Here is a 26,278-nt window from a genome sequence, read left to right as displayed (position 1 = left end):
AACAAGCAACAAGCAACAAGCAACAAGCAACACTATAAAAAATTAATAAGCAGCACGAAAATATTTTTATTCTTAATTATTTGTATTATGTTAATTATGTTTTATAATAAAACATATGCTCAAACAACAAATACCAACAACATAAAAAGATATGGACAATTATCAGCTTCATTAGAATTTGTAGCTTATGGAAGAATGAGCGACTTAATAGAACAAACAGGAAATGAAGATACCTTGGGAGTTTTATTATACGGAGATTTACATTATATAAAACAGTATAAGTATGCATCAATAGAAGCTGTTGTAAATGCTAGATTTTATGAGCCATTATCACATAAAGCCAGATTTTATAAAAATATGTCCCCTCCTTTATTTGATTTTTCTAAAATGAATATATTTGTAAATTTCAAGTATATAGGTATAAGAGCTGGTGTATTAGAGCCATATACTAAAAATATACCTATGACTTCATATTTTCCTACACTATTTTATTACCATACTGTAAGCAGTAACAAAGCTACAGTATTATCAGGTCCTAGAGATATGCCTATAGGATATGAAACACAATTTATACCTAGATATGATACTGGATTAATGATAGAATCATCTTTTTACGGAGTATTTATAGGTGTAGGTATGATTAATGGAGAAATGGGACTTGATGCCAATTCTTCAAAAGGTTTAATGGCAAAAGTTTCATATAGCAATGATTACATTAATACTGGAGTTGCAGGAATAGTTACAGAAATAGGTTCTATACCTATAAAAGAATGGGGAGATAGTATAAATGCATTTTTCTATTTTACAAGTGGTAAAAACGGAAGATTTACAGTAGGACTCGAAGGTTTTTGGTTTAGACATGGAATAAGAAGATTTAATGAATATTTTCCAGGAGGAAGTAATGCAAATCAACATAATTATAATGGTGGATATTATACAGATTTCTCTATACAAACATTTAATGGAGATAAACCTTATTATGGAATGAGCGGATTTATATTCTTTGAAGCTAGAAGATTATGGAAATTTGATATTACAGCACATTTTGGAATACATGATAATAATATATATTCTGATGCACAAGATATTTATCAGCTTAAATACAGAGCTTTCCTAAAAATAACTTTCAATATAACTGATGATTTCAAAATTATGCTTTCGGATACATTTACTTATGACCCCGTATATAAAAATAATTATCAATACTATGAATTAGAAGGAAGACATCAAGTAGGAGTTATATCTTATGAATCAAAAAATGGAGGACATTATACCGTAGATAATGACTTCTATCTGGGGCTAAGTTTTAAATTTGGTGGAGTTTGGGGAAATAAATAGCTGTGAATATAAAACAAATTTAAAATAATACAAATTAAAACTTTATTTTTTTATTATATCATTTATAATAATTTCTATGAAAAAAATAGATTCGCAAAATATAAAAAGAATTGTATTTAAATTCGGAACAAATGTTTTAAGAAATGATGAAGGCTATATCTCATTAGCTAGAATATATTCATTTATAGAGGCAATAGCTAAATTTCATAGAATGGGAAAAGAGGTATTAATTGTTACCTCTGGAGCTGTTGGATTAGGAGCTAAAAAAATTAATGTACAAGATTTAGATGAAGTGGCATTAAAACAAGCATGTGCTGCTATAGGTCAATCCCAACTTATGTCTATATATGAAGATGGATTTTCAAAATTTGATATAGTTACTGCCCAAATTCTTTTAACAGAAGAAGATTTTTCAAATAGAAGAAGATATCTTAATCTTCATTCTACATTAAATATGCTTTTGAAATATAAAGTTATACCTATAATCAATGAAAATGATACTGTATCAAGTGATGAATTAAAACAATTATATGATGTTACGCAAATAAGTTTTTCGGATAATGATAAATTATCAGCATTGGTAGCAAGTGAACTTGATGCTGATTTACTTATAATACTTTCAGACATTAATGGGCTTTATGATGATAATCCTAAAACCAATCCTAATGCTAAATTCATACATGAAGTATTTGAAGTTACAAAAGAAATAGAAAAATTAGGTCTTGATGCCTCAAAAGGCGGAAGGGGCGGAATGAAAACAAAACTTCAGGCTGCTAAAATAGTTACAAGATCAGGATGTGCATTGTTTATAGCAAATGGTAAAAAACCTAATGTACTTGATAATATTTTTGAAACTGAAGATAAAACTATATTCTATCCTGTTGAAGAAGACAATGAACTTTCTATCAAAAAAAGATGGATTGCATATGCCACAACTATAATAGGCAAACTTATGGTGAATGCTGGAGCTAAAAAAGCTATTTTAGAAAAAGAATCAAGTCTTCTCCCTATAGGAATTATAAAAGTAATTAATAATTTCAAAAAAGGCGATATAGTAAGCATTACTGATGAAAACGGTATAGAGTTTGCCAGAGGTATTATTAATTATAATTCTGATGATGTATCCAAAATAATAGGTCATCACTCTGATCATATATTAAAAATATTGGGATATAAAAATTATGATGCAGTTATTACAAGAGATCATATAGTATTATTATAATATCTTTTTTAACTGTTCGGTTGCATATTCAGGTGTTATAGAATTAATAAAAACTCCACTTCCAAGTTCATAACCTGCTAATTTACTCATTTTTGGCATTATATCTAAAAACCAATGATTGGAATGTTCATATTTATTTTCAAGTACAGGAGAAATTGTATGAAGCACATAATTAAATCCAACCTCTCCAAGAAGTTTATATAATCTGTCAAATATATTTTTCAGTATATTAGAAAAGTCCAAAATATTTTCACCTGAAAGATATATAATACTGTCAGAATGTTCTTTAGGCATAATATATATTTGATACGGAGACTTTGAAGCAAATGGAGAAATAGCTATAAAACTACTATTTTCACATACAACCCTTTCATTCAATAATTTTTCTTCTTTTATCATATCGCAATATACACATCTTCCATTTTCTATATGATATTCCAAAGCACCATTAATTTCATCCATCATTTGAATAGGTATAAAAGGAGTTGTTATAATTTGCGAATGCGAATGATAAAGACTAGCTCCTGCTTCAGGACCAAAATTTTTAAAATAAAGACTATATAGCATATCTTTATCTTTAGCTAAATCCTTAAGCCTCATTATCACAGCTTTAAAAATATAAAAAAAATCTTCTGTTTTAGAATTATAAAAATTGAAATAATGATTAGGATTTTCTATAACAACATCATGAAACCCTTTAGAACTGCTGGAATAAAAAAAACTATTTTCTTTAGGCAATTCATTTTCATTAGTTTCAGATATTATAGGATATTTATTAGGTACTATTCTAACCTGCCAAATTTCATCTTTATCGGGATAAACTGTATAAACAGCATCTGGAGTTTTCATTTCATGCCCTCTGCAAAAAGGACAGCTAAGCTCCGTATTGATAATATGTTTTTTATCCGAATTCACATAATCGCTAGACCGTCCTACTCTCTCAGATGAAATTATTACCGACTGCTTGGTAACAGGATCTTTACGAATATGGGGCATAAAATATTTAACCTATAAGTCTTTTTATCTTATCTTTAATCTCTGTAAGATTTCCAGATTTCAATATATATCCATCAGCATTCCAAACAGAGAATTCATGTCTATAATTATTATACGCTGTACAAATTATAATAGGCAACTCTCTATGATTTTCTCTAACCTTAGCTAAAAAATCTAAACCATCCATTTTTGGCATTTTTATATCTAATGTTATCAAATCAATGTGAGGAGTACCTTTATCAAGCATTTCTAAGGCTTCTTCGCCACTATCTGTGGATACTACATCATATCCCTCATCTTTAAACTCTTCTTCGAAAAGAGTTCTAATGCTTTTTTCATCATCTAAAACTAAAATTGTTTTTTTAGGCATACCTTTCTCCATATATCTTATACTTTTATTATAATAATTGAATTAAAAAAGTCAAATCAAATTTTTTATTTAGATTACAATATTTTTTATTATGCATAATTAAAAATTATTATAAACTATGAAATTATATAACAAATTTTACTTTTTTTCACTTTCTATAGATTTATTATAGCTAGCAATAATACTCTCTATAAGCCCACTTCTAAGAGATTTTCCCTCTAAAACTTCAACACCTTTAATAGTAAGCCCTCCAGGAGTACATACCCCGTCCTTTAACTGAGCAGGATGCTTTCCAGCTTCCAATACCATAGCTCCAGAACCTTTGAAAACTTGAGAAGCCATTTCTATAGATGTTTTCCTATCTATACCCATTACAACACCAGCATCGCTCATCGCCTCTATAAGTATATACATAAATGCAGGAGAACAACCAGCCATAGCATTATATGCATGTATTTCTTCCTCTTTAATCACTTTAACCATTCCAACACGTTTCAATAACTCAACAACGCCATTTTCTACAACTTTATTCTCAGTTTCAACAACAGATGTAAAACCATTACAAGTTTTTACTGGAGTATTAGGCATTATTCTCACTATTCTGCTTCCGCTAAAATATCTAGACAAATCCTTTTTTGATACAGAAGCTGCAACACTAATGATAGTAGCACCTACTTTAATAGATGATGAGATTTCTGCAGCAACAGTAGCTATCATATAAGGTTTAACTGCCAAAAATAAAATATCTGCTTCCTTCGCTACTTTTCTATTATCAGTATAAACTTTTATTCCAAGATTCTTTTCAAGATAATCTTTTTTTTCAATTGTTTTTACGCTTGCTATGATATTGCTGTATTCTATTCCAGATTTTATAAAACCTTCTATTAAAGCTCCTCCCATAGCACCAGCACCTATAAAACCTATTATCATATTTAATCTCCTTTCTTATATAACCAAGCTAAAATTTATATATAAAATAATACAAAAATATTAAAAAATGTAAAAATTATGCTTCATAAAATATTTTCTTTTCTTTCTTAATTAGCATAAATACATATCTATTTCTTAAAAAGTATAATTATCTAATTTATAAAATTTTATAAATTGTGTAATTATATTTTTAAATATACAATATTCTTTTAAATCACAATTTTGAAAATTATAAAACTTATCTTTTTTTCAAAATATCTAAATACATAATCAACATATTTATCATATATTGAGTTTATCATGATAACAATATTAGTGGCAAATAAATAAAAATTTATTTCTTTTTCTCATTATCTTTATTCATTATTTCTACTTTTTTATATAATCTACTAAAGTTATATCATCAATATTTAATATTTCATCTATAGAAAGTTTATTATCATTTAATCTTTTATATGTTTAGCAACTTCAAAAATTTTATATATTGGTCTATAAAATTTATTTAAAGCTTTTTTATGATAATCATATTTTCCAAAATCAAGCTCACACCATTCTTTTAAATAATGTTTAACCTTTTTAATAGATGGCTGTAATAATTCTATATTTTTTGATTTTACCATAAAACAAAACTCAAATATAAATTTATAATTTAAGAAGGCTCTATTACAAACATAGTAGCTATCATCTTTGCAAGCATATTATCCTCTTCATCTTTTATAACAGACTCTACTACTATCAATCTTTTACCAGCACTTATAACCTCTCCAACTGCAAATACTTTTTTACATACAACAGGTTTAAAAAAATGTATTTTAAGTTCTGAAGTTACAGTTTTATATCCTTTTTCAAGCATAGTAGCAGCGGCATGTCCTCCTGCAGTATCCGCTATAGATGTAACCATTCCTCCATGCATATATCCCATATACTGAGAAAATTCTTTTTTATTCTCACATGATATAATAACTTTACCCTTTTCTATATGTTCAAGCTTCATACCCACAAAAGATAAAAAATCCTGAGAATTGAATCTATTTTCTATCTTTTCAAACATCTCTTCATTAGTCATATTTTAAAACTCCTTAAAATGATAACTACAGAAATCATTCAGCATAATAACTGATAATTTCTGTAATTATTTATTTTTTATACAACAAAATTATAGTATATTAATTAATAAAAAATTTATGAATATAATTTATTATAAACATAACAAATAATATCAAAGGTAGTATATAAGTTACATAAAACCTTGATGATCTAGGAAATTTTACTCCAGAACCTGAATCTATTTCAAGTATAAAATTATCCCAACCCCAGCCATATTTTGATACACAGAATATTATTATATATATACCTCCAAGCTCAACTAAATTATAACTCACTATAAAATCAAATAAATCTAAAAAGTTAGTATTCTCCCCCATAGGCTGTATAAAAGATAAAATATTAAAACCTAAAGCAGTAGGAAGAGAGCATAAAAATACTGTTACCCCTACTATTACAGCAGCTTTTTTTCTTTTAATTTTGAACTCGGACATAGTAAATGCAATCAAATTCTCAAAAACTGTAACAACAGTAGTTAATGCCGCCATGGATAAAAATAGGAAGAATAATGTCCCCCATATTCTAGGAAGAGGCATAGAATTAAATATATTAGGTAATGTTACAAATGCTAAACCAGGACCTTCACCAGGATTTACTCCAAAGGCAAAACATGCAGGAAATATTACAAGTCCTGAAAGAAAAGCTATTGAAGTGTCAAGTATAACTATTATAATAGATTCATTAGTTATAGATTTTTCTTTTCCTATATAACTTCCGAATATAGTCATACTTCCTATTCCAATACCCAATGTAAAAAATGCCTGTCCTAAAGCAGCATAAATAATTTCAAAGAAATATCCTATTCCTCCTTCTATTATCTTTGATAAATCAGGAATCAAATAGAATTTTATACCTTCAATTGCATCATTTAATGTAACGGATCTAATTATAAGTATTATTACTATAATAAATAATAATGACATCATAATTTTAGATGATTTTTCAACTCCCTTCTGAAGTCCATTAAAACATATCAAAGAACCTAAAAATACCGCTATAAATAAACTAACAATCATTATATAAGGATTAGAAAGCATATTACCAAAAAACTCTCCAATACCATCTGGAGTAAGTCCAAAGGTAGCTCCAGAAGCCATATAGTATGTATATGTAATAGTCCATCCTGCCACACTAGTATAAAACATCATAAGTATCAAACATCCAAGCATTTGAATATAACCTATTACATGCCATTTATAACCTTTTTTTTCTAAAACTTTATAAGAACCTGCTATATCTCTCTGTCCAGCACGTCCTATACTAAATTCCATTATAAGTATTGGAAGACCTACAACAGCTAAACATATTAAATAAATAAGAACAAAAAGAGCTCCGCCATATTTTCCTGTTATGTAAGGAAATCTCCATATATTGCCAAGTCCTATAGCACAGCCAGCTGATACAAGCAGAAATCCAATTCTATTAGATAATTTTTCTCTCTTTTCATTATGCATATTAGAAACTCCGTAAGTTTTATTAATTGAAATATTATACACTATTTATAATATTACTTCAAGCAGTAATTTTATAAATTAATAGATTTTATACAACTTTTTTAGCAATAAATTTATAATAATAAATTTTAAATAAAAAAGGATTACTAAATTAATAGTAATCCCAAAATAATATAATATACAAATTAGTGTATAACGACTATACGAACGCTATTTTCCTGCCATCTTCCCTGCCATTTACTTCCGCTGACAAGTATAGCAGTATCTCCATGATCCGCCAAATTATGCTTAACCAATGTATCTTCTAATATATCAATCTGACCTCCATGACTAATACCAGCACTGAAATTCAAATCTTCAGGCATCAATATAGTATAAACATTATGACATATAGAAAGTCTATTGCATAAATCAGCATCAGAAGACATAAAAACTATAGTAGTTTTAGGTCTTTTTTTAGATAAATTCTTAACAGTATAACCTGATCTTGAAAGTGCAATTATTACTTTATTGTCCAAACAATATGATAAATATGAAGCACTGTCAGATAAAGCATTATTAACACCCATATTAAAATATGATAAATTATCATGTGTGGATTTTGAAACAGATTTTTCAGCAGCCTCTACTATTGAAACCATAGCCTTAACAGACTCTATAGGATAATCACCAGAAGCAGTTTCAGCAGACATCATAACCACATCTGTACCATCTAAAACAGCATTAGCGACATCGCTAGCTTCAGCTCTTGAAGGCACAGGGCTTTTTGTCATACTTTCAAGCATTTGAGTAGCTATAATAGTAATTTTTCCCATATCATTAGCCATTTTTAATATTTTTTTCTGCCAAACAGGAACTTCTCCGAAAGGTATTTCTACACCCAAATCTCCTCTTGCCACCATTACACCGTCAGAATGCTTTATTATATCCTCTAAATTTTCAAGAGATTCTGTATTTTCTATTTTTGATACAATACCGACATTTTGAAAATTATTATCATCTAATATCTTTCTTAATCTTATAACATCTTCTGCCCGTCTAACAAAACTCATTCCCAAATAATTAGCTCCATTTTTTGAGGCAAATAAAGCATCGCTTACATCTTTTTCTGTAAGAACTTCTGTAGTAACATGAGCACCTGGTAAATTGATACCCTTTCCGCTTAATATAGTACCCCCTGTTATAACTTTACATACAACTAATTTGGAAGTTTCATCACTTGATTCTACTATTAATTGTATTGTACCGTCGGCTATTAAAAGCATAGAACCAGTCTTTACATCATGTGCTATATTAGAGTGAGTTGTAGGAATAATACTTTCATCATTGGTTTCTTTGTATCCACTTAATTTTACTATATCTCCTTCTTTTACTGGTATGGAATCTTTTAATTTACCTATTCTTATTTTAGGACCCTGTAAATCGGCAAGTATAGCCACAGGTTTTTTCAAATCATTTGAGACATTTCTTATTATATTTATTCTCTCTAAATGTTCATCATAAGTTCCGAAAGAAAAGTTCAATCGGCATACATCTGCCCCATTTGATATAATCTTTTTTACCATATCTTCGCTTGACCATCTTGGTCCTAAAGTTGCTATTATTTTTGTTTTTCTCATTTATTTTTATCTATCCTTTTAAAAAATTATCTATGATTATTAAAATTAATATAAAGCATATTATATATTTAAATATAAAAAATAATTAAAAAAAATATTTATTTTTATAAAAAAAAATGGATATATGGTATTTTTTTACTTTAAAAATATACATTATAATATATAATACCCTCATGAATAAAATATCAGCAAAATTATTAATCCTAATTATAATATTATCATTAATCTCATGTACACAAAAAAATAAGACTATAAATCTCTCAGATATAGCCATCGATATACCAGAAGACTTCACAGCAGGCTTCTTAGATGGTACAGTTTCAGTTGATGATACAATAGCATTCCATGAATCATATGGTGTAAAAAGGCATACTGGAATATATACCGTTGTATACACTAAATATAAACCTGTTTACAGTGGTATAATTAGTTTAGAAAAAGCAAAAAATAATGTTATAGACGGTTTGAGAAATCATTATGCTATAAAAGAATTTAGAGTATTATCAGAAGAAATGCCTGAAAATATACCAAATTCATATGAAGTTTTAAGCAGTTTCTACTACGGTCCTAATAAAACATATCATAAATCTCTTATAATGATACATGATAACAGTATACTCCAAGTAATGTGTATGTATAATGCTAATAGTAAAAAAGATGATAAAACTATAAATGATATAATTAAATCTGTTAGAATTATAGAATCTAATACTAATAATTAAATATATTCTGATACTATATTAGAAAGTTCTATTACTTTATCTATATGTAAAGTTTCTCCTCTTATGCTATCATCTATATTAGATTTTCTTAATATTTCATCAATATTTTCTTTATTTATATTTAAATAAGGAGAATTAATGAAATTATTTTTTATAGTTTTCCTTCTATTATGAAATAAAGTCTTTGCAACAGATTTAAATACTTCTATAATATTAACATCAACTTTTTTTGGTATAATGCTGATTATAGAAGAAGTAACTTTAGGTACTGGATAAAATACATCTTTTGAAACATTATATTCCAATTTGATAGATGACATAAAATTAGTAAATAGGGTTAATGAGGAATAATTCTCTGTATTTTCCTTTGCAATTAATCTTTGTGCAAAATCACTTTGAACCATAAATACAGCGTAATTCCATTTATCATAAGATTTTTCTAAAAGCCATTCCATTATAGGGCTTGCTATATTATAAGGTATATTGCCATAAATATCATATTTATTGCTTGAACTGCATATATCAACTGTTAATATATCTTTATGAATTATATTAATATTATTAAATTTTTCTATTAAATGATTATATAAAGCATTATCATATTCTACTATTGTAAGATTTTCATTGTATATAGAATAAAGCATATTACTCAAAGCACCAAGACCACCTCCTATTTCCAAAGCATATTCCCCCCTTGATAAATCACTTGGAATTATATTGGCAATATTATATGCAATGTTTCTATCACATAAAAAATTCTGTCCTCTATTTTTATTTGGAAATATAGATCTGTCTTTTAAATACTTTATTACATCTCTTTTTGAATATAAATTATCTAACATCTCTAGGTATTCTAGCCATTTGGAATATTACAAATAATATGAAAAATGCTGCTAAAATTACTATAAGAATAACGCCTATAGTAATATGCGAAATCAATATAATCAATATAGCAATATAATTTATCAATACTCTATAAACTAAAGAAAATAATAATGTTCCCAAAATACCTGTAACCCTATTGTAAAAACGGAATTTTTCTGTAGCCATAGAAAGTCTGAATCTAAATGAATAATAAGCTATTATCAAGAATAATAATAAATATGTTATTGGTTCTATATTCTTTATTAAAAGCTCCATAGTAATCTCTTCATCTGAATATCCAAATTTTGTTATCTCTTTTCTTAAAGTAAATAAATCAGAGAAACTTATATATTTAAAATTCAAGAAACTATAATTTTTTATGGTATTTATTGTACTATATGATATATTTATAGGAATGACTTTACTATAAGAATCATTATAATTATATTCATTTTTATTAGTATCAAAATACGCTTTTAATATGATATTTTTCATATTGTTAGTTGCTTTAAAAACATCAGCCAATTTTCCATAAAGGTAATTATCGCATCTTACAACTTTCAATTCATCATCTAATTCCATTAAAGAAATATCAAATATGTACAAATTATTTTTAAACATAGCACTGCTTGAAGATGATAATAAAACATTTTTTCCAAGCATTAAATTAATTCCATTATGATTAAAATCAAAAGAATATCTTAATAAATCAGTATTATTAAGGTATGCCTCCTTTACCTCTTGAGCCTCTTTAATAAAGAAATCATATCTACTTACAGCATCTCTTATTATAGAATAATAGTTATTAACTTCAGGAATTTCATGTGCTTCTAAATAAATCTTAGAAATACTATTATAAGCATTCCATAAATTACCATTTTCATACATTTTTATTGTATCTGATAATCTAGTATATATAGATATATCTTTGGTGGTATTTCCATAATATATAGGCTTTTCATTTCTTGCAATGCTAATTCTATTTATATAATATAATGCCAAAGGATTATTATTATCTAATTTTAGCACATCCGTAAAATATTTATTTGCCTTATTATAATTAGATAAACTGAATTCCCTAGTACCAAGACTAACTAATTTATTGATATTATCTATCTCTTCCTTATGCTTTCTATCATATATTTTTTTCTTTTCTTCCTGTATAGTTTTTATAAGAAGTAAAGTATTACCATCATTTTTATCATAGAATAAAGCCTCTTCTGCAAAACTATATGCTTTATCTAAATTTCCTACTGCCAATTCTTCTCTTGCCAATTCATAAGCTTTATTTTTTAATTGCAATTCATATTCATAATATACTTTAGTATCTCTTGCATTACTATGTTCTCTAAGAGTAGAAATGAAGAAATCTGTAAAATAGTAATCATATAATGTATAAAAACACACTAAAACTACAATCGTGGCTATAGGAACGGCTATAACTTTGGAAATACTTTTCTGATGCAAATATTTGGCTCTAAAAAAAGAAAAATAAACACTTAAAGATATTATATATGGTATATAGCTTTTATAAATTAATAAACTATATAAAACATATGTAATCAGAGAATAATTTTTACCTTCCCCTCTAGTATATAAAACATATATTAAAATTATAATAGACATACTAAAGATACTAAGTATAAGAAAACTTAATATGATACTAGTGGTAATATTATGTTCTTTTTTCATGAATCTATATTTTCTTCAGTAGTTTCTACAGTATCTACTTCTTCCTCTATAATTTCAACAGGTTTCAATTTAGGTTTTTTCTCATAAATGTCCTGCATAACTTTTTGAGCTAAAATTCTTGGAGGCAAAACGGTAAAACTATTTACAACTATATTAAAATATTTTAAAGCTTCTTCATACTTACTTTGATAATAATAACAAAAACCTATTTCATAATAAGCCCAAGCAACATCTTTAGTATAATTATCCCTATCAAAATGGTCTATTATATACTGATAATATGCTATAGCAGTTTTATAGTTTTTATTATCAAATTCTGTATATGCTTTTTCAGCTATTATTCTAGGATAATTTTCTTCCTCCACAGAAACTTTAATTGCTGAAGCACATGAAATTAATAAGAAAACAAGTACAACTAAAAAAACAAAACCTTTTTTCACTAAAATTCCATTACTTCTTTATAGTATATACTTCATCACGTACAGGCAAACTTTTTCGTAAAGACTTAAGGAAACTTCTCAAATCTCCCATCTCTTTATAATCATCACATCTTTCTACTGTTCTTCTAGCTACTGTAAAATACTTGTACATTTTTTCTTCCCCAAGTTTTTTACGCCATTGTTCTTGTGCACATTTTACTCTAAGTAAATACTGATTACCCTCTATACCACTTGCTTTTCTAAACAAGACACAATAACGGCAATTTGCACAATATATACCTGCTTCTGACAATTGTTCATTTTGTTCTTCGCTCATAAATACTTACCATAAATATATTTATTTTTTATATTGAAAGTATAACAAACTTTAAGATTAAAGTCAAGATTGTAATATATAATAAACTAACACCTATAAGTTAATAAAAAATTAATAAATAAATACAAAAAATGAAAAAATGAAATTATTTTTTATTATTGCTAATTCAAAATATTACGAGAATAATAGAAGTATGAAAAAAATAATATTAATTATAATTACATTATATATTTCAGCATATTCTCAAGATTCTGGAGCTAATTTTCAGGATTTATACGCTAAAATGAAAGAAAAATATTCTTCAATGTATCCTAAAAAATTTGAGGCATATATAGAGGGTAAAATAGTTCAAAGGCAAATAGATACCATACCTAGTAAAAGCTACACAAAAACGAAAAATGATATCAAATTGAGATTTACTTTTGAAAAGGGATACAAGCCGAGTCTAATACTTGAAAATGTAGACAGTTTTTATAGAGGCATGTTTTCTGTATTTGAAGGGGCTTTGGAAACTGTAGGATTTTATACTTTGGTGGGAAATGCTGATAATTATAATTCTATATCAAAAAAATTCACTTTTGAAAGTATAGAAGAAAACAAAAATGAATATGAAATAACATTAAGGGCAAAAGGGGAAAATGTAAACTATAGTGTAACTTACACAGTAGATAAAAAAACATACATAATTGAAAGAGCAGAATATTACAATAAAAAATCTAAAATATATGATGTATCTATTTCATATGAAGAAATAAAAAATTATACACTTCCTAAAATTATTAAATATAAAAGCTCTGATGGAAAAGTAAATTCTGAAATAGAATTTGTTGATATAAAAACTTATTAAATGGATAAAAATATGAAAAAAACATTATTAATTATAATTTCATTAATATTATCTATACCTCTTTATGGTATTGATGTAAAAAGTTTATTTAATCTTTCCAGTGATGGAGAAATAGTTTATTATAAAAGTGATGATATAAATAATGCTGATTATACACAGGCAGAAAAATTAAAAGCTGAACTTCAAAGCAAAGGATATAAAATATATTCTATAGTTATTGCAGATGTACTTCCAAAAGCTGAAAATGAATTTATAGCTTTAGTATCATCTGTTCAGGGCAATAAAATCTTGATATACAGTAAAGACAATGAAGAGTTTTCATATAAATCTGATAAAATCGGTAAAAATGCCACTGTAGATTTAGAAAATTTTTATGATAAGCAAAATGAAGTTGGAATCATTAAGTATTATATTATAAATGATGATGGAACTGATAAAGATATATACATGTATATGTTTAGAATAGATGGTTCAAGTGTAAAATTTATTGCCGATGTAGTTTTTTATAGAGAAATTAATTCTATGAAAAGTTCTGTTATTACACAGATGGATAATGTATTTGAAGATATTGACGGAGACGGAATTTATGAAATGTTAGTAGAATCAAGAGAAATAGTAGGCGGAAATAATGAAAGAGTTGAATATCAAATATATAAATTAAGTAAAAGTAAAGGTAAATATGAATGTATAATGTCATCTTGGCTTGAAGATACTCCTATAGATTTATCAGGATATTTTAGAAAAAAAATACAAAAATAAATTTTAAATAAAAAATAAAGCCTCAAGTTATAAAAGACTTAAGGCTTTTTTTATAATAAATATTACTTACTATTTTTATATGAATTTTTAAATATTGATATTGCATAAATAAATGCAGCTAATTTTATTATTGCTAAAGTAATAATTCTATTTAGACTAACCTCTTCTTTATACACAAAAATTGCAAGCAAAGTAGCAAATAAAGGCACAAAAAACTGAAAAAAGTCAAAGTGGAAGATTTAAGATTTTTGGTAGATTTAGCATATAAATATAATGATACTCTATATAAATTGATTCTTTTATATATTATTATTATATAAAATATAATTTTTTTAATACAATAATAAAACCTAATAAAAATATTTTCAATATGATATTCAGTAATAATTAAAAAACTTAATTTAATATGTACTCTTTTTATTTTATCAAATATATAACTATTTATTTCCTTTAAGTTTACTAATTGTATCTTTTTTATCATTACTATCAACTATAGCACTTCCAGCTACAAGGAAATTAGCACCTGCCTCAACTACCCTATTACAAGTATTGAGATTAACTCCACCGTCAACTGCAAGTATAATATCTCTATTTCCTATAAGCTTTTTAGCCTCTTCTATCTTTTTTACAGATGACTCAATGAATTTCTGTCCTCCAAATCCTGGATTAACACTCATTAAAAGTAAATAATCAATATCATCAATAATAGGCTCTATTACATCTACTCTAGTATGAGGATTAAGAACAATGCCAGCTTTTATATTATGGGCTTTTATCTGATAAATAAGTCTATGTATATGAATATTACCCTCAAAATGTACGCTTATAATATCGCATCCAGCTTTAGCAAAATCATCAATATGCTTTTCTGGATTTACTATCATAAGATGAGCGTCAAGTGGAATTCTGCTAATTTTTTTTATATCAGAAACCACCTTAGCACCAAATGTAATCTGCGGAACAAATACTCCGTCCATTATATCCAAATGAAGATAATCGCTTCCAGAATCTTCCAATTCTTTAATAGTTCTTTCCAAATTTGAAAATGATGCTGTAAGTATTGAAGGTGCTATTAAAATTTTATTATTCATATATTTTCCTTTATTTTCATTAATAATTATAAATATTTTTTATTCTGTTTGCTTTGTTTATTTTTTCTTATGGAATTGCTTACCATTTCTATTTTTTCCAATGCTTTTTTAGCCGCATCCGTTTCTGCTTCTTTTTTACTCTTACCTATACCCAAAGCAAAATTTTTATCATTTACATAAACTTCAGATTTAAACATTTCCTGATATTCATAAGATTTATAAATAGGACTTGTTTTATGTTTCTTTTGTATAAGCTCTTGAAATATAGTTTTATAGTCCTTATCAAAATTATCAATATCCAAATTTTTTAACTTTTTATTATAAGCCTTCATCACAAATTGAGAGGCATTACCTATACCAGAATCTAAATATATAGCCCCAACTATAGCTTCAAATAAATCCTCAAGCATATTATCTCTATAGCGTCCACCCGAAGTTTCCTCTCCATGTCCAAGAAGAAGAAAATCTCCAAGTTTAAGTTCTTTTGATATATTGGCTAAACTTTTTTGAGATACTAAAGAAGATTTTACTTTTGAAAGCAAGCCCTCTTTGCTAGTATTATATTTTTTGAATAAATAGTCTGAAATAATTAGAGAAAGAACAGAATCCCCCAAAAATTCCAATCTCTGATTATATTTCATTTTCTTTTTGGATTCATTAGCATAAGTTCTATGAGTTATAGCCTCTAAAAGATAATCTCTATTTTTAAACTCATATTTTATAGCCTTTTGACAATTATATAAAATTTCTTCTACATTATTATTCATAACCATATACTGCCTAAAAATATAGAATTATAATACAATGAATAAAATAACAGTCAAGAAAATAATAAATTTTTTTAATATTTTTTACTATTTTATTAATCTTAATAAAGAAATATACTTGAATACATATTTTCTGTAATTTCCTTTACAGAACCACTAAAAAAATCATAGCACCAATTATAATCAAATAAACTTTCGCCTAAATTAAACATGGGTGTATTTCCTATTATTAGAGAAAAAAATCTATTTTCATTTTTTTTCTGCTCTCTTACCAATTTATAATCTTCATTGGAAAATCCATAAAATACAAAATCAGAAATAAAAATCAAATCGGACTTCTTATAATTTTCATCATTCATAGTTTTTATTGAATGCCTCAATGCAGGTATAGGATCTGTTCCTCCATTAAAACTCAATCTCAAAAACTCAATTAAATTATCCATGGTATTCGGATATGTAAAATCCATGGTTTCTATTTGAGTACTGAAATTTATAAGATAACAATTTCTTTTCTGCTTCATTGCACGAGTAGCCAAATATAATGTAACAGCCTTTGCAACAGTTTCTGGTATTCCACTCATAGATCCGCTTGTATCAACACATATTATTATAGGACCTTTTTTATCATATTCTATCATTTCATCATAAGAATAATCAGTATAACCCTCTTTTTTGAAAGTTAAAAGCCTGTTTTCAAAATATTTCACTCCGAATAATGTTTCAAGAACTCCATCAGCTAAAAGCAGTTTTTCCTGAGGAAGTATATTATGTATATCCCTTGAATATGTTATACCGACAATCTCTTCTTCTGAATTAATATCCCTTACATTTGTATGAAAAGTTTTCTTCCTTAAAACTTTTTCTATTCTATAACTTTCTTCTTCCTTTAAAAACCTACCTAACATATCGCATAATTTTTTTATGTTTTCATTACTTTTTATAAGGCGTGAAAGCTGTTTTATATATTCAATATCTCTTTTTAATAAACTTCCTAAACTTAAATCAAATAAGCTTCCTGTTTCCTCTCCTAAAGCTTTTTCAAGCTCCATTATACTTTTTAAATAATCAAGAAACTCTTTTATTTTTTTAAAAAACTCTTTTCTGAATTTATCTATCTCTTTTAAAGCCCAATCAATATACTTATCATCTAAAGATTTTTTCCAATTATCCAAAACAGATTTTCTTATAGACTTTATATCCGTATCCCTATCTAAGTTTTCTTTTTCAATATCTTTTATATTATTATCAATGTTCTTTGATTCTTTAATTGACTGCAAATCATTTTTATATAATTCTTCCTTTTCTCTTTTAGCTTCTTTATGCGATACTTTTCCTTTTTTTCTTTTTGATGATTTTTTATTAAACTTATTTTTCTTATTTTTTACCTTTTTGCTATGTTTATTTTTAAACTCTTCAAGCTTTTCAATAAAAAAATCAGTATCAGCATCTGAATCTATTTTTTTATAAAGTTCAATATCGGCTAATATAGACTTTTCATCAGCACCATTATATTTAAAATCATTATAAGATTTTCTATAATCTCTATAAGCATTTTCAAAAGGATTATTATCTTCTATATGAGATTTTATACTATTTTCAAAGTTTTCTATTCTACTGTCTATTTCTTTTTTAACATTAGAATCATTAATAAAATTAAAATTATCAGAAAATTTATCTATAAATATATTTTTTGTATTTTTTATACTATCAAAAATATCTTCAAACATAATAATTTTTCCCTAAAAATATATCAAATCCCAAAATGAACATCTGCATTATTTTCTTCTACAATATCATCATTAACATCATTCTCATTATTTTTATCAGTAATATTATCATCATAATTATCAAATGCATAATTATTTATAGTTCTGCACTGCTCTACTTTCTTTTTTTCCTGTTCAACTTCAAGTTTCTTAGATTTAAAATCAGATATATAATAATTATAGTTTTCTAATATTATATTCCTATAATATTCAGAAACAAAAGGAGAATCTATCTTTTCTTTCTGATTTATTAAATCTTCTTCAGATTTTTTTACAGCATCATCTATTTTTACTATTAATTCATCACAACTTCTAATATAATTTTCTTTCGTTCTTGTAGTAATTTCTTTGAAAGTATCTCTTTTTGTTTTTATAGTTAATATTTTTGAAATTTCTTTTACCCTTTCATTATGATCATTGCATATATATAGATTATGATTATACGATGAATTTACTTTAATTTTTAAAGTTTCTCCTCCATTGAAATTAAAATAAAAACCTTTCTCTTCATTACCATTTCCTTTCATAGGAAAAAATTCATTATCAGAATTAATCTTCTCTATAGGAACATACCAATCTCCGCTTCCATTACCGTTATTATAAAATTTCAAATGTATTTTATAACATTCTTTATCTTCAATAATTTCAGTATCATATATATTTTCTACTTTTATGCATTCAGATTGTATATCCTTTTTTAATATATTAACTTCATTTGATAATATTTCAAAATCTTCTCTGCTTATTTGAGAGAAACTTTTAATAGATTGTTCAACTATTTTCTTTACTTCATAAATATTTTCTTCAATGGTCCATATACAATTACTAATCAAAAAACAATCCACAGGAAATATTTCATCTCTGTCACAAAAATATGCAGCTGCTTTTAATATATATACAATATTTTTCCATCTTCTATCTGAAATATATATTTTTTCATTATTGCCTTTATTATATTCTTCTATTTCACTTTTTATGGAGCATATTATATTAAGAACATTTTCAGGAACTTTTATCTCTTCTATAATACTTTTCAAATTTTCCCAATCTTTTGTAGATATTTTTTCACCTTTATTAAAGCCAGCATCAAAAGAAACATCTTTATCAACTATTAAAGATTTAAAATTATTCACATCTTTGGCAGTATCCACAAATAAACGCATTATAAATCTATCATATATAGCTTCAAGCCCCTGACCTTTCGGAGGTGTTTCATTACTTGCCGCAACTAATGCCTTTAATGGTACTTTATCTTCATGACTTCCATTTCTATATAGTTTTTCATTGATTATAGTTAATAATGTATTTAATATTGCAGGACTGCTTTTCCAAATTTCATCTAAAAATACAAAATCTGCTTTAGGTATATAACCTTCTGTCTGTCTTTCAAATTTATCCTCTTTTAATTTCGATAAACTTACAGGACCAAATACATCTTCAGGAGTTGTGAATCTATTCATAAGCTGTCCGAAATATTTAGAGTCTTCAAAAGCTGAAGCAATTCTTCTTACTATCAAACTTTTAGCAGTACCTGGAAGACCATATAAAAATACAGACTTTCCAGCCAATGCACATAAAAGAGTCAGTCCTATTATTTCCTCTTTTTCATATAATCCTTTTGAAAGCTTTTTAATAATATCATTTATTTTTGATTTATTTAAATCCATAATAATACCTTTGTTTTTATATTAATATTATAATCATCAAAAAATAATTTACAATATAATATATACATCAACTGATATAATATTTAATATATAACCTATATACAAAAAAAATAATATAATACATTTAAAACATATATCTTTTATTATTTTATAATTGTTTTTTTACTTTATATATATTATAATGTTTTTCTACTTATATATTTTTAGATTTTTTATAATTAAAATTTTGGTAAGGAATAAAATGATATCAGTAGAAAAATTAAACAAATATTATGGCGATTTTCATGCTTTGAAAGGTGTAAGTTTTGAAATAAAATCAGGTGAAATTGTTGGAATACTAGGTCCAAATGGAGCTGGAAAGTCAACTACATTAAGAATACTAACTTGCTACCTTTCACCTACAAGTGGAAATGCTATTATCGATGGAAAAAGCATATTAAATAATGAAAGAGAAGTTAAAAAGGTTATAGGATATTTACCAGAATCAGCACCGCTTTATGATGATATGAGCGTATTTGATTATCTTCTTTATATGGCTGAAATTCAGGAACTTGATAGAAGCCGTTTGAATGAAAGACTTCATTATGTTGTAAATGCATGCAGTTTGAAAGATGTTATATCAAGATCAATCGGTGAGCTTTCAAAAGGTTATAAACAGAGAGTAGGAATTGCTGGTGCTATAATTCATGACCCTAAAATACTTATATTGGATGAGCCTACTAATGGACTTGACCCTAATCAAATAGTAGAAATAAGAGAGCTTATAAAAGAACTTGGCAAAGAAAAAACAGTTCTTATATCAACACATATATTAAGTGAAGTTGAGGCTACATGTTCAAGGGCTATAATCATAAATCAAGGTAATGTTATTGCCGATGCTGACCCTAAACATTTAACTTTAAATGACAAAAATGAAAATAAAGTATCTACAAGAATAAAATTATCCATAAAAACAAATGATGATAAAATAATAGAAAAACTAAAAAAAATAGAAAATGTTTATGATGTAAAAGCGGTAAATAATGGAGAATTGAAAGAAATTACGATATACTCCAATGATGAAGAGCCTAGAGAAAAAATTTACAATTTCATAAAAAGTACAAATTGGATAATATATGAAATGATGAAAGAAAAAGAAAATTTAGAAGAAGTATTCCATACATTAACTAAAGGAGATAAGTAAGTGCATACAATAAGTTATACTATAAATAAATCGAATGTCATATTAAAAAAAGAATTAAGACATATTTTCTTCTCACCTATAGCATATATATTTTCAGCAATATTTTTGATAGTAAGTGGAGTATATTTTTTCTCAAGATTCTTTATACTTCAGCAAAATGATATGCAGGATTTTTTCAGTATTTTACCGTTGATACTATCATTAATAATACCTCCTATAACAATGGGACTTTTGTCAAGTGAATTTGCAAGCGGTTCTTATGAGCTTATAAGTACACAATCAGTTTCTGCATTAGAAATCATATTAGGAAAATACTTTTCAGCTGTAATATTTATGCTTTTTGCATTAATACCTACTATACTCTACCCTATAACATTAACTTTTTTGGGAAGATTAGATATAGGACCTGTAATTGCTGGCTATATAGGAAGTGTATTTCTTATAATGTCATTATGTGCTATAGGTATATTCGCTTCATCTGTAACAAAAAATCAAATAGTAGCTTTAATAGTTGGACTTGCTATTATGATATCATTAAATATGTTTTTAAAATATTTAACTTTGCTTTTTCCAGCAGCTGTTAATTTTATAGAAGTTATAAGCGGGGACTATCATTTCGCTAATATAGCAAGAGGCGTACTTGATTTAAGGGATATTATATATTTTTTATCTGTTACAGTAATATTCTTATACTTAGCAAATATTATACTGGAAAATAGAAAATAATTTACGATACTAAAAAACAAAAATAGGATAAATAAAATGAATAAAAATGTTACAAAAATTATAATTTTGCTTGTTGTATTGGCGACAATAAGTATTATAGCTCTATTTACAACTAAACAAAAGCGTAAAAAATTAGAGGCTAATAAACCTAGAACTCAGCTTTTTGAGCTTAATGAAACAAATGTTACAAAATATGAATTAAAATATGATGAAGAACCTATAATAGTAGAAAAAATAGATGAAACTTGGAAAGTAATAGCACCTTCTAATGATTATAAAATAGATCAATTAGAAGCATTTGCAAATGTAAAAAACTTTAATACTTTAAATATTGATATGACTATAACAAATCTCTCGGAACTTGAATCATTCGGACTTGATAATCCAACTAGTGAATTTACTGTTTGGGAGGGTGATAAAGAATATAAAATATTTGTGGGAAATAAAACTCCTGATGAAGAAAGATACTATGTAAAATATAATGATGAATATTTTAGTGTTGATCTTATATATATAGAAGCATTGAAAAAAAATATTGATATGTTAAGAGATAAACAAATTTTCAATAGACCTATATATGTAGATTCTGTAATTAAAACAGAAAGTAATATAAGAGATTATACAAATACTATAATAAAAGAAAATAGAACTAATTGGATTGTTGAAGGGGTGGAAGAAGAGATTAATTTAGAAAAAGCATATAGAGATTTTGAGGCTTTATCTTTGGTAAAAGCAACTGGATTTGTATATGATGAAAATACAATAAAATATATAAACAGATTATTTAAAATACCTGATGCTACCGTTACAATATACATGGAAGATAATACTAAAAAAACTTATGAAATAGTATATGATAATAATGATAATAAATTATATGTTAAACCTGAAAGTGGTATAATATATGAGGCTGATTATAATATATATTCTGCTGCTATGCGTGACAGAAGTTATTATATAAAAACTGCAGATGATGATAAAAAAACTACTGATGAAGATCCTTATACAGATATGCATGAAGATTTAAGATTAGATGAAAATTTGCAGCAGTAAATTAATAAAATTTAATAAATAATTTTAAGGAAGTAATTTATGAAAAAGCAAATACCTAATTTACTAAGTATAAGCAGAATAGTACTATCTCCATTAGTTATATTTTTGTATTTTTACAACTCCATAATAAGTGCTATTCTTGCATTAATATTTCTAATAATACTTGAAATAACCGATGCTTTAGACGGTGCTATGGCAAGAAAATTAAATTTAGTAAGCGATTTAGGAAAAGTTCTAGACCCATTTGCTGATACAGTATTTCATATAACTATGTTTACAATATTTTTATATGAAGGTTCTATGCCTATATGGATGTATATAATTTCACTTTATAGAGATATGTTTTCTATGTTTATAAGAATTTTGGGAGGACTTAGAGGATTTGCTGTTGCTGCCAAATTCAGTGGTAAATTGAAAACTGCATCAAGAGCAGCTGCTGTTATAATTATATTTCTAATGAAAATATTAAAATATACAGAAATAGCTCTTCCTTATGATCAAATAATATATTACAGTTTATTAGTTGTTACAATAATAACCATATATTCATTCTTTGATTATATGCCTTTAATAACAGGAAAAGCAAATAAAAAATAATAAAAATAAAGGGCTATTCTATCTATAAGAGAATAGCCCTTTTTATTATTTAAAACCAATATCTAAATCCGAAATCTCCAGAAAATCTAAAGAACTTGCTAAAACTCCAGCCAGTATTACTAGGATACCAGCCAAAAGTACTAAAACCCTCATTACCTATAGCTATTACATTCAGTCCGGGAGCAATTTGTAAAAATATTTCCCAATCTCTATCAACTATAAAAGAAACTCCTAATGGAAGCCTAAAAGCTAATCCTAAATTCCAATAATTATTTCCAAATTGAATATCAACTTCTACCCCGGGACCAAAATAAATCCAAGCTATAGAATTACCAACTTCACCTATTCTATGTTTCAATCCCCACCAGTCTGCACTGGATGTTATACCAAACCATGCAAAACCTTTTGTAGATATTCCTATATTAAATACTCCAGAAAACATAAATGGTATGCTGTCAAATTTACCTGTCATTCCCAAAGAAATCTCACTTGGAAAACTAAATCTAAGAAAAAATCCTGCTGTATTGCCGTTTGGATAATTTGCATATAATTTCTGTGATGATGAAAAAATACATATAAAAAATATTATAATAAAATTATAAATTATAACTCTTTTTATATTTTTTGAAGTCTTTTTCATATAATAAAACTCCAATAGCTATATTTAGAAAATAATATCGTAAATTCAATAAAATATTTTATACAAAATAAAAGCCCCGATATAAAATAACGAGGCTTGTAATTTCATTACAATTTAATAAATTAGAACCAATATCTAAAACCTAACTGAGCTCCAAAGGCAAGTAATCCGTCCAAGCCAAAGCCACCGCCGCCATCACCTACATATATACCAAGTAATTGGAAACCATGACTTCCTGCAGATAATACATTCAAAGTAGGTGCTAATTCAAGGAATATTTCCCAACTCTTAGCAAATACAAATGAGAATCCTATAGGTACTCTTAAACCAGCATGTAATCTCCAATATTCACTTCCAAAAGTAGCATCTACTCCAAGTCCAGGTCCTAAATAGAAATGTATTCCTACATTATCCTGAAGAAGAGGAATTTTTAAACCCCACCAATCCATAGTAAAGCCTAAACCAAAATATTGATAACTATCATTGAATTCTGCTCTAAATCCTAAACCAAACATCAAAGGAACACCGCTGAATTGTCCTGTTAAAGCTAAACCTGTATGAGCAGGAAAACCTCCTACAAATGCGGCACCTATTGCGGCACCATCACCATAAGCAGCATGTGCTTTAGTAGGTATACTTATTACTAAAGCAATAGCCATAACAGATGTTAATATAATCTTTTTTAACATAATATTCTCCGTATTATTATTTGTTTATGTAAATATACTACTTATAAAAAAAAATGTCAATAAGTAACATAATATTATAAAAAAAAGTTTATTTTAAGTACTATAAATTTAAAATTATTTTACTTTATAAAAAATTAAATTTATTTTTTTATTTGTTGTTTAAGATATGCTGATATAAAATCATCAATATTTCCATCCATTACAGAGTTCATATTTCCGCTTTCATAACCTGTTCTTAAATCTTTAACCATTTGATAAGGCTGGAAAACATAGCTTCTAATCTGATTGCCCCAAGCTATATCAGTTTTATCTCCTGCTATTTTTTGTTTTTCCTTATCCAATTTTTCCTTTTCAAGCTGATAAAGTTTAGCTTTAAGCATTTTCATAGCCATATCTTTATTATTATGCTGACTTCTCTCCGCCTGACACTGAACTACTATATTAGTAGGTATATGGGTGATTCTTATAGCTGAAGAAGTTTTATTAACATGCTGTCCTCCAGCTCCTGAAGCTCTGTAAGTATCTATTCTCAAATCCGCCTGATTAATTTCAACTTCTATATCTTCATCTATATCAGGCATAACACTCACAGCAACAAAAGAAGTATGTCTTTTAGCATTAGCATCAAAAGGAGATATTCTTACAAGTCTATGAACTCCTATTTCTGAACGCAAATACCCATAAGCATAAAGTCCCTGTACATAAAAACTTATCTGTTTTATACCTGCCTCATCTCCGGGAAGCTCATCTGTTGTTTCAACGGTAAATCCATGTCTTTCACAAAATCTAACATACATTCTTGAAAGCATAGAAGCCCAATCACAGCTTTCTGTTCCACCTGCCCCTGCATTCAAAGTGAGATATGCATTTTTACTGTCAAACTCACCTGAAAATAAATTTTTAGTTTCCAATTCATCAAAAACCCTCTGTAATTCCAAACATTCAGCCTCTAATTCTTTTTCCATTTCAGAATCGTCGGATTCTATAGACATTTCAACTAATTCATATATGTTATTAGAATTTTTTATTAAATTATCAACAGGTTCTATCTTATCAAGAAGAAGCATTCTTTCCTTCATAAGTTTCTGTGCTTCTATATTATCATTCCAAAAATCATCTTTGGAAGATATTTCATCTATCTCTTTAACCCTTTTATAAATTGAATCTGGGTCAAAGATAACCCCTTAATATTTCAGATTGTTCTTTAATATTTGATACTATACTTTTAATTTCTGGTAATGTCATAAAACTTCCTATTATTGCTAACTCGATTATAACAAATTGTCATAAACTGCTTGTTTTTATTATTGCTATATACAAAATTTATAATCTATTTATTAAAACAAATTATTATTGCTAATACAAAAAACTTAAAATTAATTTTAAATAAAAGTTTAATTATTTATATAAAAATTACTCTTCAGTA

The 26,278-nt window shown here is 26.5% G+C and carries 27 protein-coding genes and 1 pseudogene; 9 read left to right on the top strand and 19 right to left on the bottom strand.

Annotation, left to right across the window (positions count from 1 at the left end):
* Positions 1-87: 87 nt before the first annotated feature.
* Together Q1J76_RS08645 and proB are read left to right on the top strand one after the other, a co-directional pair.
* The gene (locus Q1J76_RS08645) at positions 88-1,338 is read left to right on the top strand and encodes a hypothetical protein (protein ID WP_300369682.1); all 1,251 of its coding nucleotides are present in this window, start codon (positions 88-90) and stop codon (positions 1,336-1,338) included.
* 76 nt (positions 1,339-1,414) lie between these two features.
* Positions 1,415-2,560 (top strand): glutamate 5-kinase, encoded by a 1,146-nt coding sequence (gene proB, locus Q1J76_RS08640; protein ID WP_300369681.1) that lies wholly within the window; start codon positions 1,415-1,417, stop codon positions 2,558-2,560.
* Here the strand turns inward: proB and Q1J76_RS08635 are convergent.
* The 7 genes from Q1J76_RS08635 to pyk form a co-directional block, all read right to left on the bottom strand.
* The gene (locus tag Q1J76_RS08635; protein ID WP_300369680.1) at positions 2,555-3,556 is read right to left on the bottom strand and encodes a galactose-1-phosphate uridylyltransferase; all 1,002 of its coding nucleotides are present in this window, start codon (positions 3,554-3,556) and stop codon (positions 2,555-2,557) included. The two genes, proB and Q1J76_RS08635, sit on opposite strands and share 6 nt — an antisense overlap.
* A gap of 7 nt (positions 3,557-3,563) precedes the next feature.
* Positions 3,564-3,926 (bottom strand): response regulator, encoded by a 363-nt coding sequence (locus Q1J76_RS08630; protein WP_300369679.1) that lies wholly within the window; start codon positions 3,924-3,926, stop codon positions 3,564-3,566.
* A gap of 138 nt (positions 3,927-4,064) precedes the next feature.
* Positions 4,065-4,856 carry a pyrroline-5-carboxylate reductase gene (gene proC, locus Q1J76_RS08625; RefSeq protein WP_300369678.1) on the bottom strand — a complete coding sequence of 264 codons (792 nt, stop codon included), beginning with the start codon at positions 4,854-4,856 and terminating at the stop codon, positions 4,065-4,067.
* Positions 4,857-5,299: 443 nt separating this feature from the next.
* Entirely contained in the window at positions 5,300-5,476 is a 177-nt protein-coding gene (locus Q1J76_RS08620; RefSeq protein ID WP_300369677.1) for a hypothetical protein, read from the bottom strand.
* A 29-nt stretch (positions 5,477-5,505) separates the two neighbouring features.
* Positions 5,506-5,922, bottom strand: coding sequence for a PaaI family thioesterase (locus Q1J76_RS08615; protein ID WP_300369676.1), 417 nt, complete (start codon positions 5,920-5,922; stop codon positions 5,506-5,508).
* A gap of 100 nt (positions 5,923-6,022) precedes the next feature.
* A complete protein-coding gene (locus Q1J76_RS08610) occupies positions 6,023-7,414 on the bottom strand; it encodes a sodium-dependent transporter (protein ID WP_300369675.1) in 1,392 nt (463 codons plus the stop codon).
* Between the two features lie 185 nt (positions 7,415-7,599).
* Entirely contained in the window at positions 7,600-9,033 is a 1,434-nt protein-coding gene (pyk, locus tag Q1J76_RS08605) for a pyruvate kinase (protein WP_300369674.1), read from the bottom strand.
* Between the two features lie 173 nt (positions 9,034-9,206).
* On the opposite strand from pyk, the gene Q1J76_RS08600 reads away from it, so the two are divergent.
* Positions 9,207-9,755 carry a hypothetical protein gene (locus Q1J76_RS08600; protein WP_300369673.1) on the top strand — a complete coding sequence of 183 codons (549 nt, stop codon included), beginning with the start codon at positions 9,207-9,209 and terminating at the stop codon, positions 9,753-9,755.
* On the opposite strand, the gene rsmA is transcribed toward Q1J76_RS08600, so the two are convergent.
* From rsmA to Q1J76_RS08580, 4 genes are read right to left on the bottom strand one after another with little or no spacing between them, the layout of a single operon-like run.
* The gene (rsmA, locus tag Q1J76_RS08595; protein ID WP_300369672.1) at positions 9,752-10,597 is read right to left on the bottom strand and encodes a 16S rRNA (adenine(1518)-N(6)/adenine(1519)-N(6))-dimethyltransferase RsmA; all 846 of its coding nucleotides are present in this window, start codon (positions 10,595-10,597) and stop codon (positions 9,752-9,754) included. The genes Q1J76_RS08600 and rsmA overlap by 4 nt on opposite strands.
* On the bottom strand, positions 10,587-12,311 hold the full coding sequence (locus Q1J76_RS08590) for a tetratricopeptide repeat protein (RefSeq protein WP_300369671.1): 1,725 nt from the start codon (positions 12,309-12,311) through the stop codon (positions 10,587-10,589). The genes rsmA and Q1J76_RS08590 overlap by 11 nt, the downstream gene beginning before the upstream one ends.
* Positions 12,308-12,751 carry a tetratricopeptide repeat protein gene (locus Q1J76_RS08585; protein ID WP_300369670.1) on the bottom strand — a complete coding sequence of 148 codons (444 nt, stop codon included), beginning with the start codon at positions 12,749-12,751 and terminating at the stop codon, positions 12,308-12,310. The genes Q1J76_RS08590 and Q1J76_RS08585 overlap by 4 nt, the downstream gene beginning before the upstream one ends.
* A gap of 10 nt (positions 12,752-12,761) precedes the next feature.
* Complete coding sequence (locus tag Q1J76_RS08580; RefSeq protein WP_300369669.1) at positions 12,762-12,998, bottom strand: hypothetical protein; 237 nt, start codon at positions 12,996-12,998, stop codon at positions 12,762-12,764.
* A gap of 262 nt (positions 12,999-13,260) precedes the next feature.
* On the opposite strand from Q1J76_RS08580, the gene Q1J76_RS08575 reads away from it, so the two are divergent.
* Together Q1J76_RS08575 and Q1J76_RS08570 are read left to right on the top strand one after the other, a co-directional pair.
* A complete protein-coding gene (locus Q1J76_RS08575; RefSeq protein ID WP_300369668.1) occupies positions 13,261-13,914 on the top strand; it encodes a hypothetical protein in 654 nt (217 codons plus the stop codon).
* 12 nt (positions 13,915-13,926) lie between these two features.
* The gene (locus tag Q1J76_RS08570; protein ID WP_300369667.1) at positions 13,927-14,673 is read left to right on the top strand and encodes a hypothetical protein; all 747 of its coding nucleotides are present in this window, start codon (positions 13,927-13,929) and stop codon (positions 14,671-14,673) included.
* Positions 14,674-14,735: 62 nt separating this feature from the next.
* Here Q1J76_RS08570 and Q1J76_RS08565 read toward each other — a convergent pair.
* From Q1J76_RS08565 to Q1J76_RS08545, 5 genes and pseudogenes are all read right to left on the bottom strand, one after another.
* Positions 14,736-14,953 (bottom strand): annotated as a pseudogene (locus Q1J76_RS08565) (EamA family transporter RarD); the annotation flags it as partial.
* 157 nt (positions 14,954-15,110) lie between these two features.
* Positions 15,111-15,764 carry a ribulose-phosphate 3-epimerase gene (rpe, locus tag Q1J76_RS08560; RefSeq protein WP_300369666.1) on the bottom strand — a complete coding sequence of 218 codons (654 nt, stop codon included), beginning with the start codon at positions 15,762-15,764 and terminating at the stop codon, positions 15,111-15,113.
* 26 nt (positions 15,765-15,790) lie between these two features.
* The gene (rnc, locus tag Q1J76_RS08555) at positions 15,791-16,531 is read right to left on the bottom strand and encodes a ribonuclease III (RefSeq protein WP_300369665.1); all 741 of its coding nucleotides are present in this window, start codon (positions 16,529-16,531) and stop codon (positions 15,791-15,793) included.
* Positions 16,532-16,632: 101 nt separating this feature from the next.
* Positions 16,633-18,258: a VWA domain-containing protein gene (locus tag Q1J76_RS08550; RefSeq protein ID WP_300369664.1), complete on the bottom strand. Its 1,626-nt coding sequence runs from the start codon at positions 18,256-18,258 to the stop codon at positions 16,633-16,635.
* A gap of 23 nt (positions 18,259-18,281) precedes the next feature.
* A complete protein-coding gene (locus tag Q1J76_RS08545; protein ID WP_300369663.1) occupies positions 18,282-19,964 on the bottom strand; it encodes an AAA family ATPase in 1,683 nt (560 codons plus the stop codon).
* 241 nt (positions 19,965-20,205) lie between these two features.
* Between Q1J76_RS08545 and Q1J76_RS08540 the strand changes: the two genes are divergently transcribed.
* From Q1J76_RS08540 to pgsA, 4 genes are read left to right on the top strand one after another with little or no spacing between them, the layout of a single operon-like run.
* A complete protein-coding gene (locus tag Q1J76_RS08540; protein WP_300369662.1) occupies positions 20,206-21,147 on the top strand; it encodes an ABC transporter ATP-binding protein in 942 nt (313 codons plus the stop codon).
* Positions 21,148-21,873 (top strand): ABC-2 transporter permease, encoded by a 726-nt coding sequence (locus Q1J76_RS08535; RefSeq protein WP_300369661.1) that lies wholly within the window; start codon positions 21,148-21,150, stop codon positions 21,871-21,873.
* Positions 21,874-21,909: 36 nt separating this feature from the next.
* The gene (locus Q1J76_RS08530) at positions 21,910-22,926 is read left to right on the top strand and encodes a DUF4340 domain-containing protein (protein WP_300369660.1); all 1,017 of its coding nucleotides are present in this window, start codon (positions 21,910-21,912) and stop codon (positions 22,924-22,926) included.
* Between the two features lie 39 nt (positions 22,927-22,965).
* Positions 22,966-23,523 (top strand): CDP-diacylglycerol--glycerol-3-phosphate 3-phosphatidyltransferase, encoded by a 558-nt coding sequence (pgsA, locus tag Q1J76_RS08525; protein WP_300369659.1) that lies wholly within the window; start codon positions 22,966-22,968, stop codon positions 23,521-23,523.
* 49 nt (positions 23,524-23,572) lie between these two features.
* On the opposite strand, the gene Q1J76_RS08520 is transcribed toward pgsA, so the two are convergent.
* The 3 genes from Q1J76_RS08520 to prfB form a co-directional block, all read right to left on the bottom strand.
* Positions 23,573-24,163 carry a hypothetical protein gene (locus Q1J76_RS08520; RefSeq protein WP_300369658.1) on the bottom strand — a complete coding sequence of 197 codons (591 nt, stop codon included), beginning with the start codon at positions 24,161-24,163 and terminating at the stop codon, positions 23,573-23,575.
* A gap of 122 nt (positions 24,164-24,285) precedes the next feature.
* Entirely contained in the window at positions 24,286-24,852 is a 567-nt protein-coding gene (locus tag Q1J76_RS08515) for a hypothetical protein (RefSeq protein WP_300369657.1), read from the bottom strand.
* A 140-nt stretch (positions 24,853-24,992) separates the two neighbouring features.
* A protein-coding gene (prfB, locus tag Q1J76_RS08510; RefSeq protein ID WP_300369656.1) for a peptide chain release factor 2 occupies positions 24,993-26,097 on the bottom strand; the annotation gives its coding sequence in 2 pieces (ribosomal slippage) (positions 24,993-26,024 and positions 26,026-26,097; 1,104 coding nt in all).
* Between the last annotated feature and the right edge of the window lie 181 nt (positions 26,098-26,278).

Origin of the sequence: Brachyspira sp. (assembly GCF_029258575.1) — a bacterium.
Classification (GTDB): Bacteria; Spirochaetota; Brachyspiria; order Brachyspirales; family Brachyspiraceae; genus Brachyspira.
This window is presented reverse-complemented; position numbering and strand designations above follow the sequence as displayed.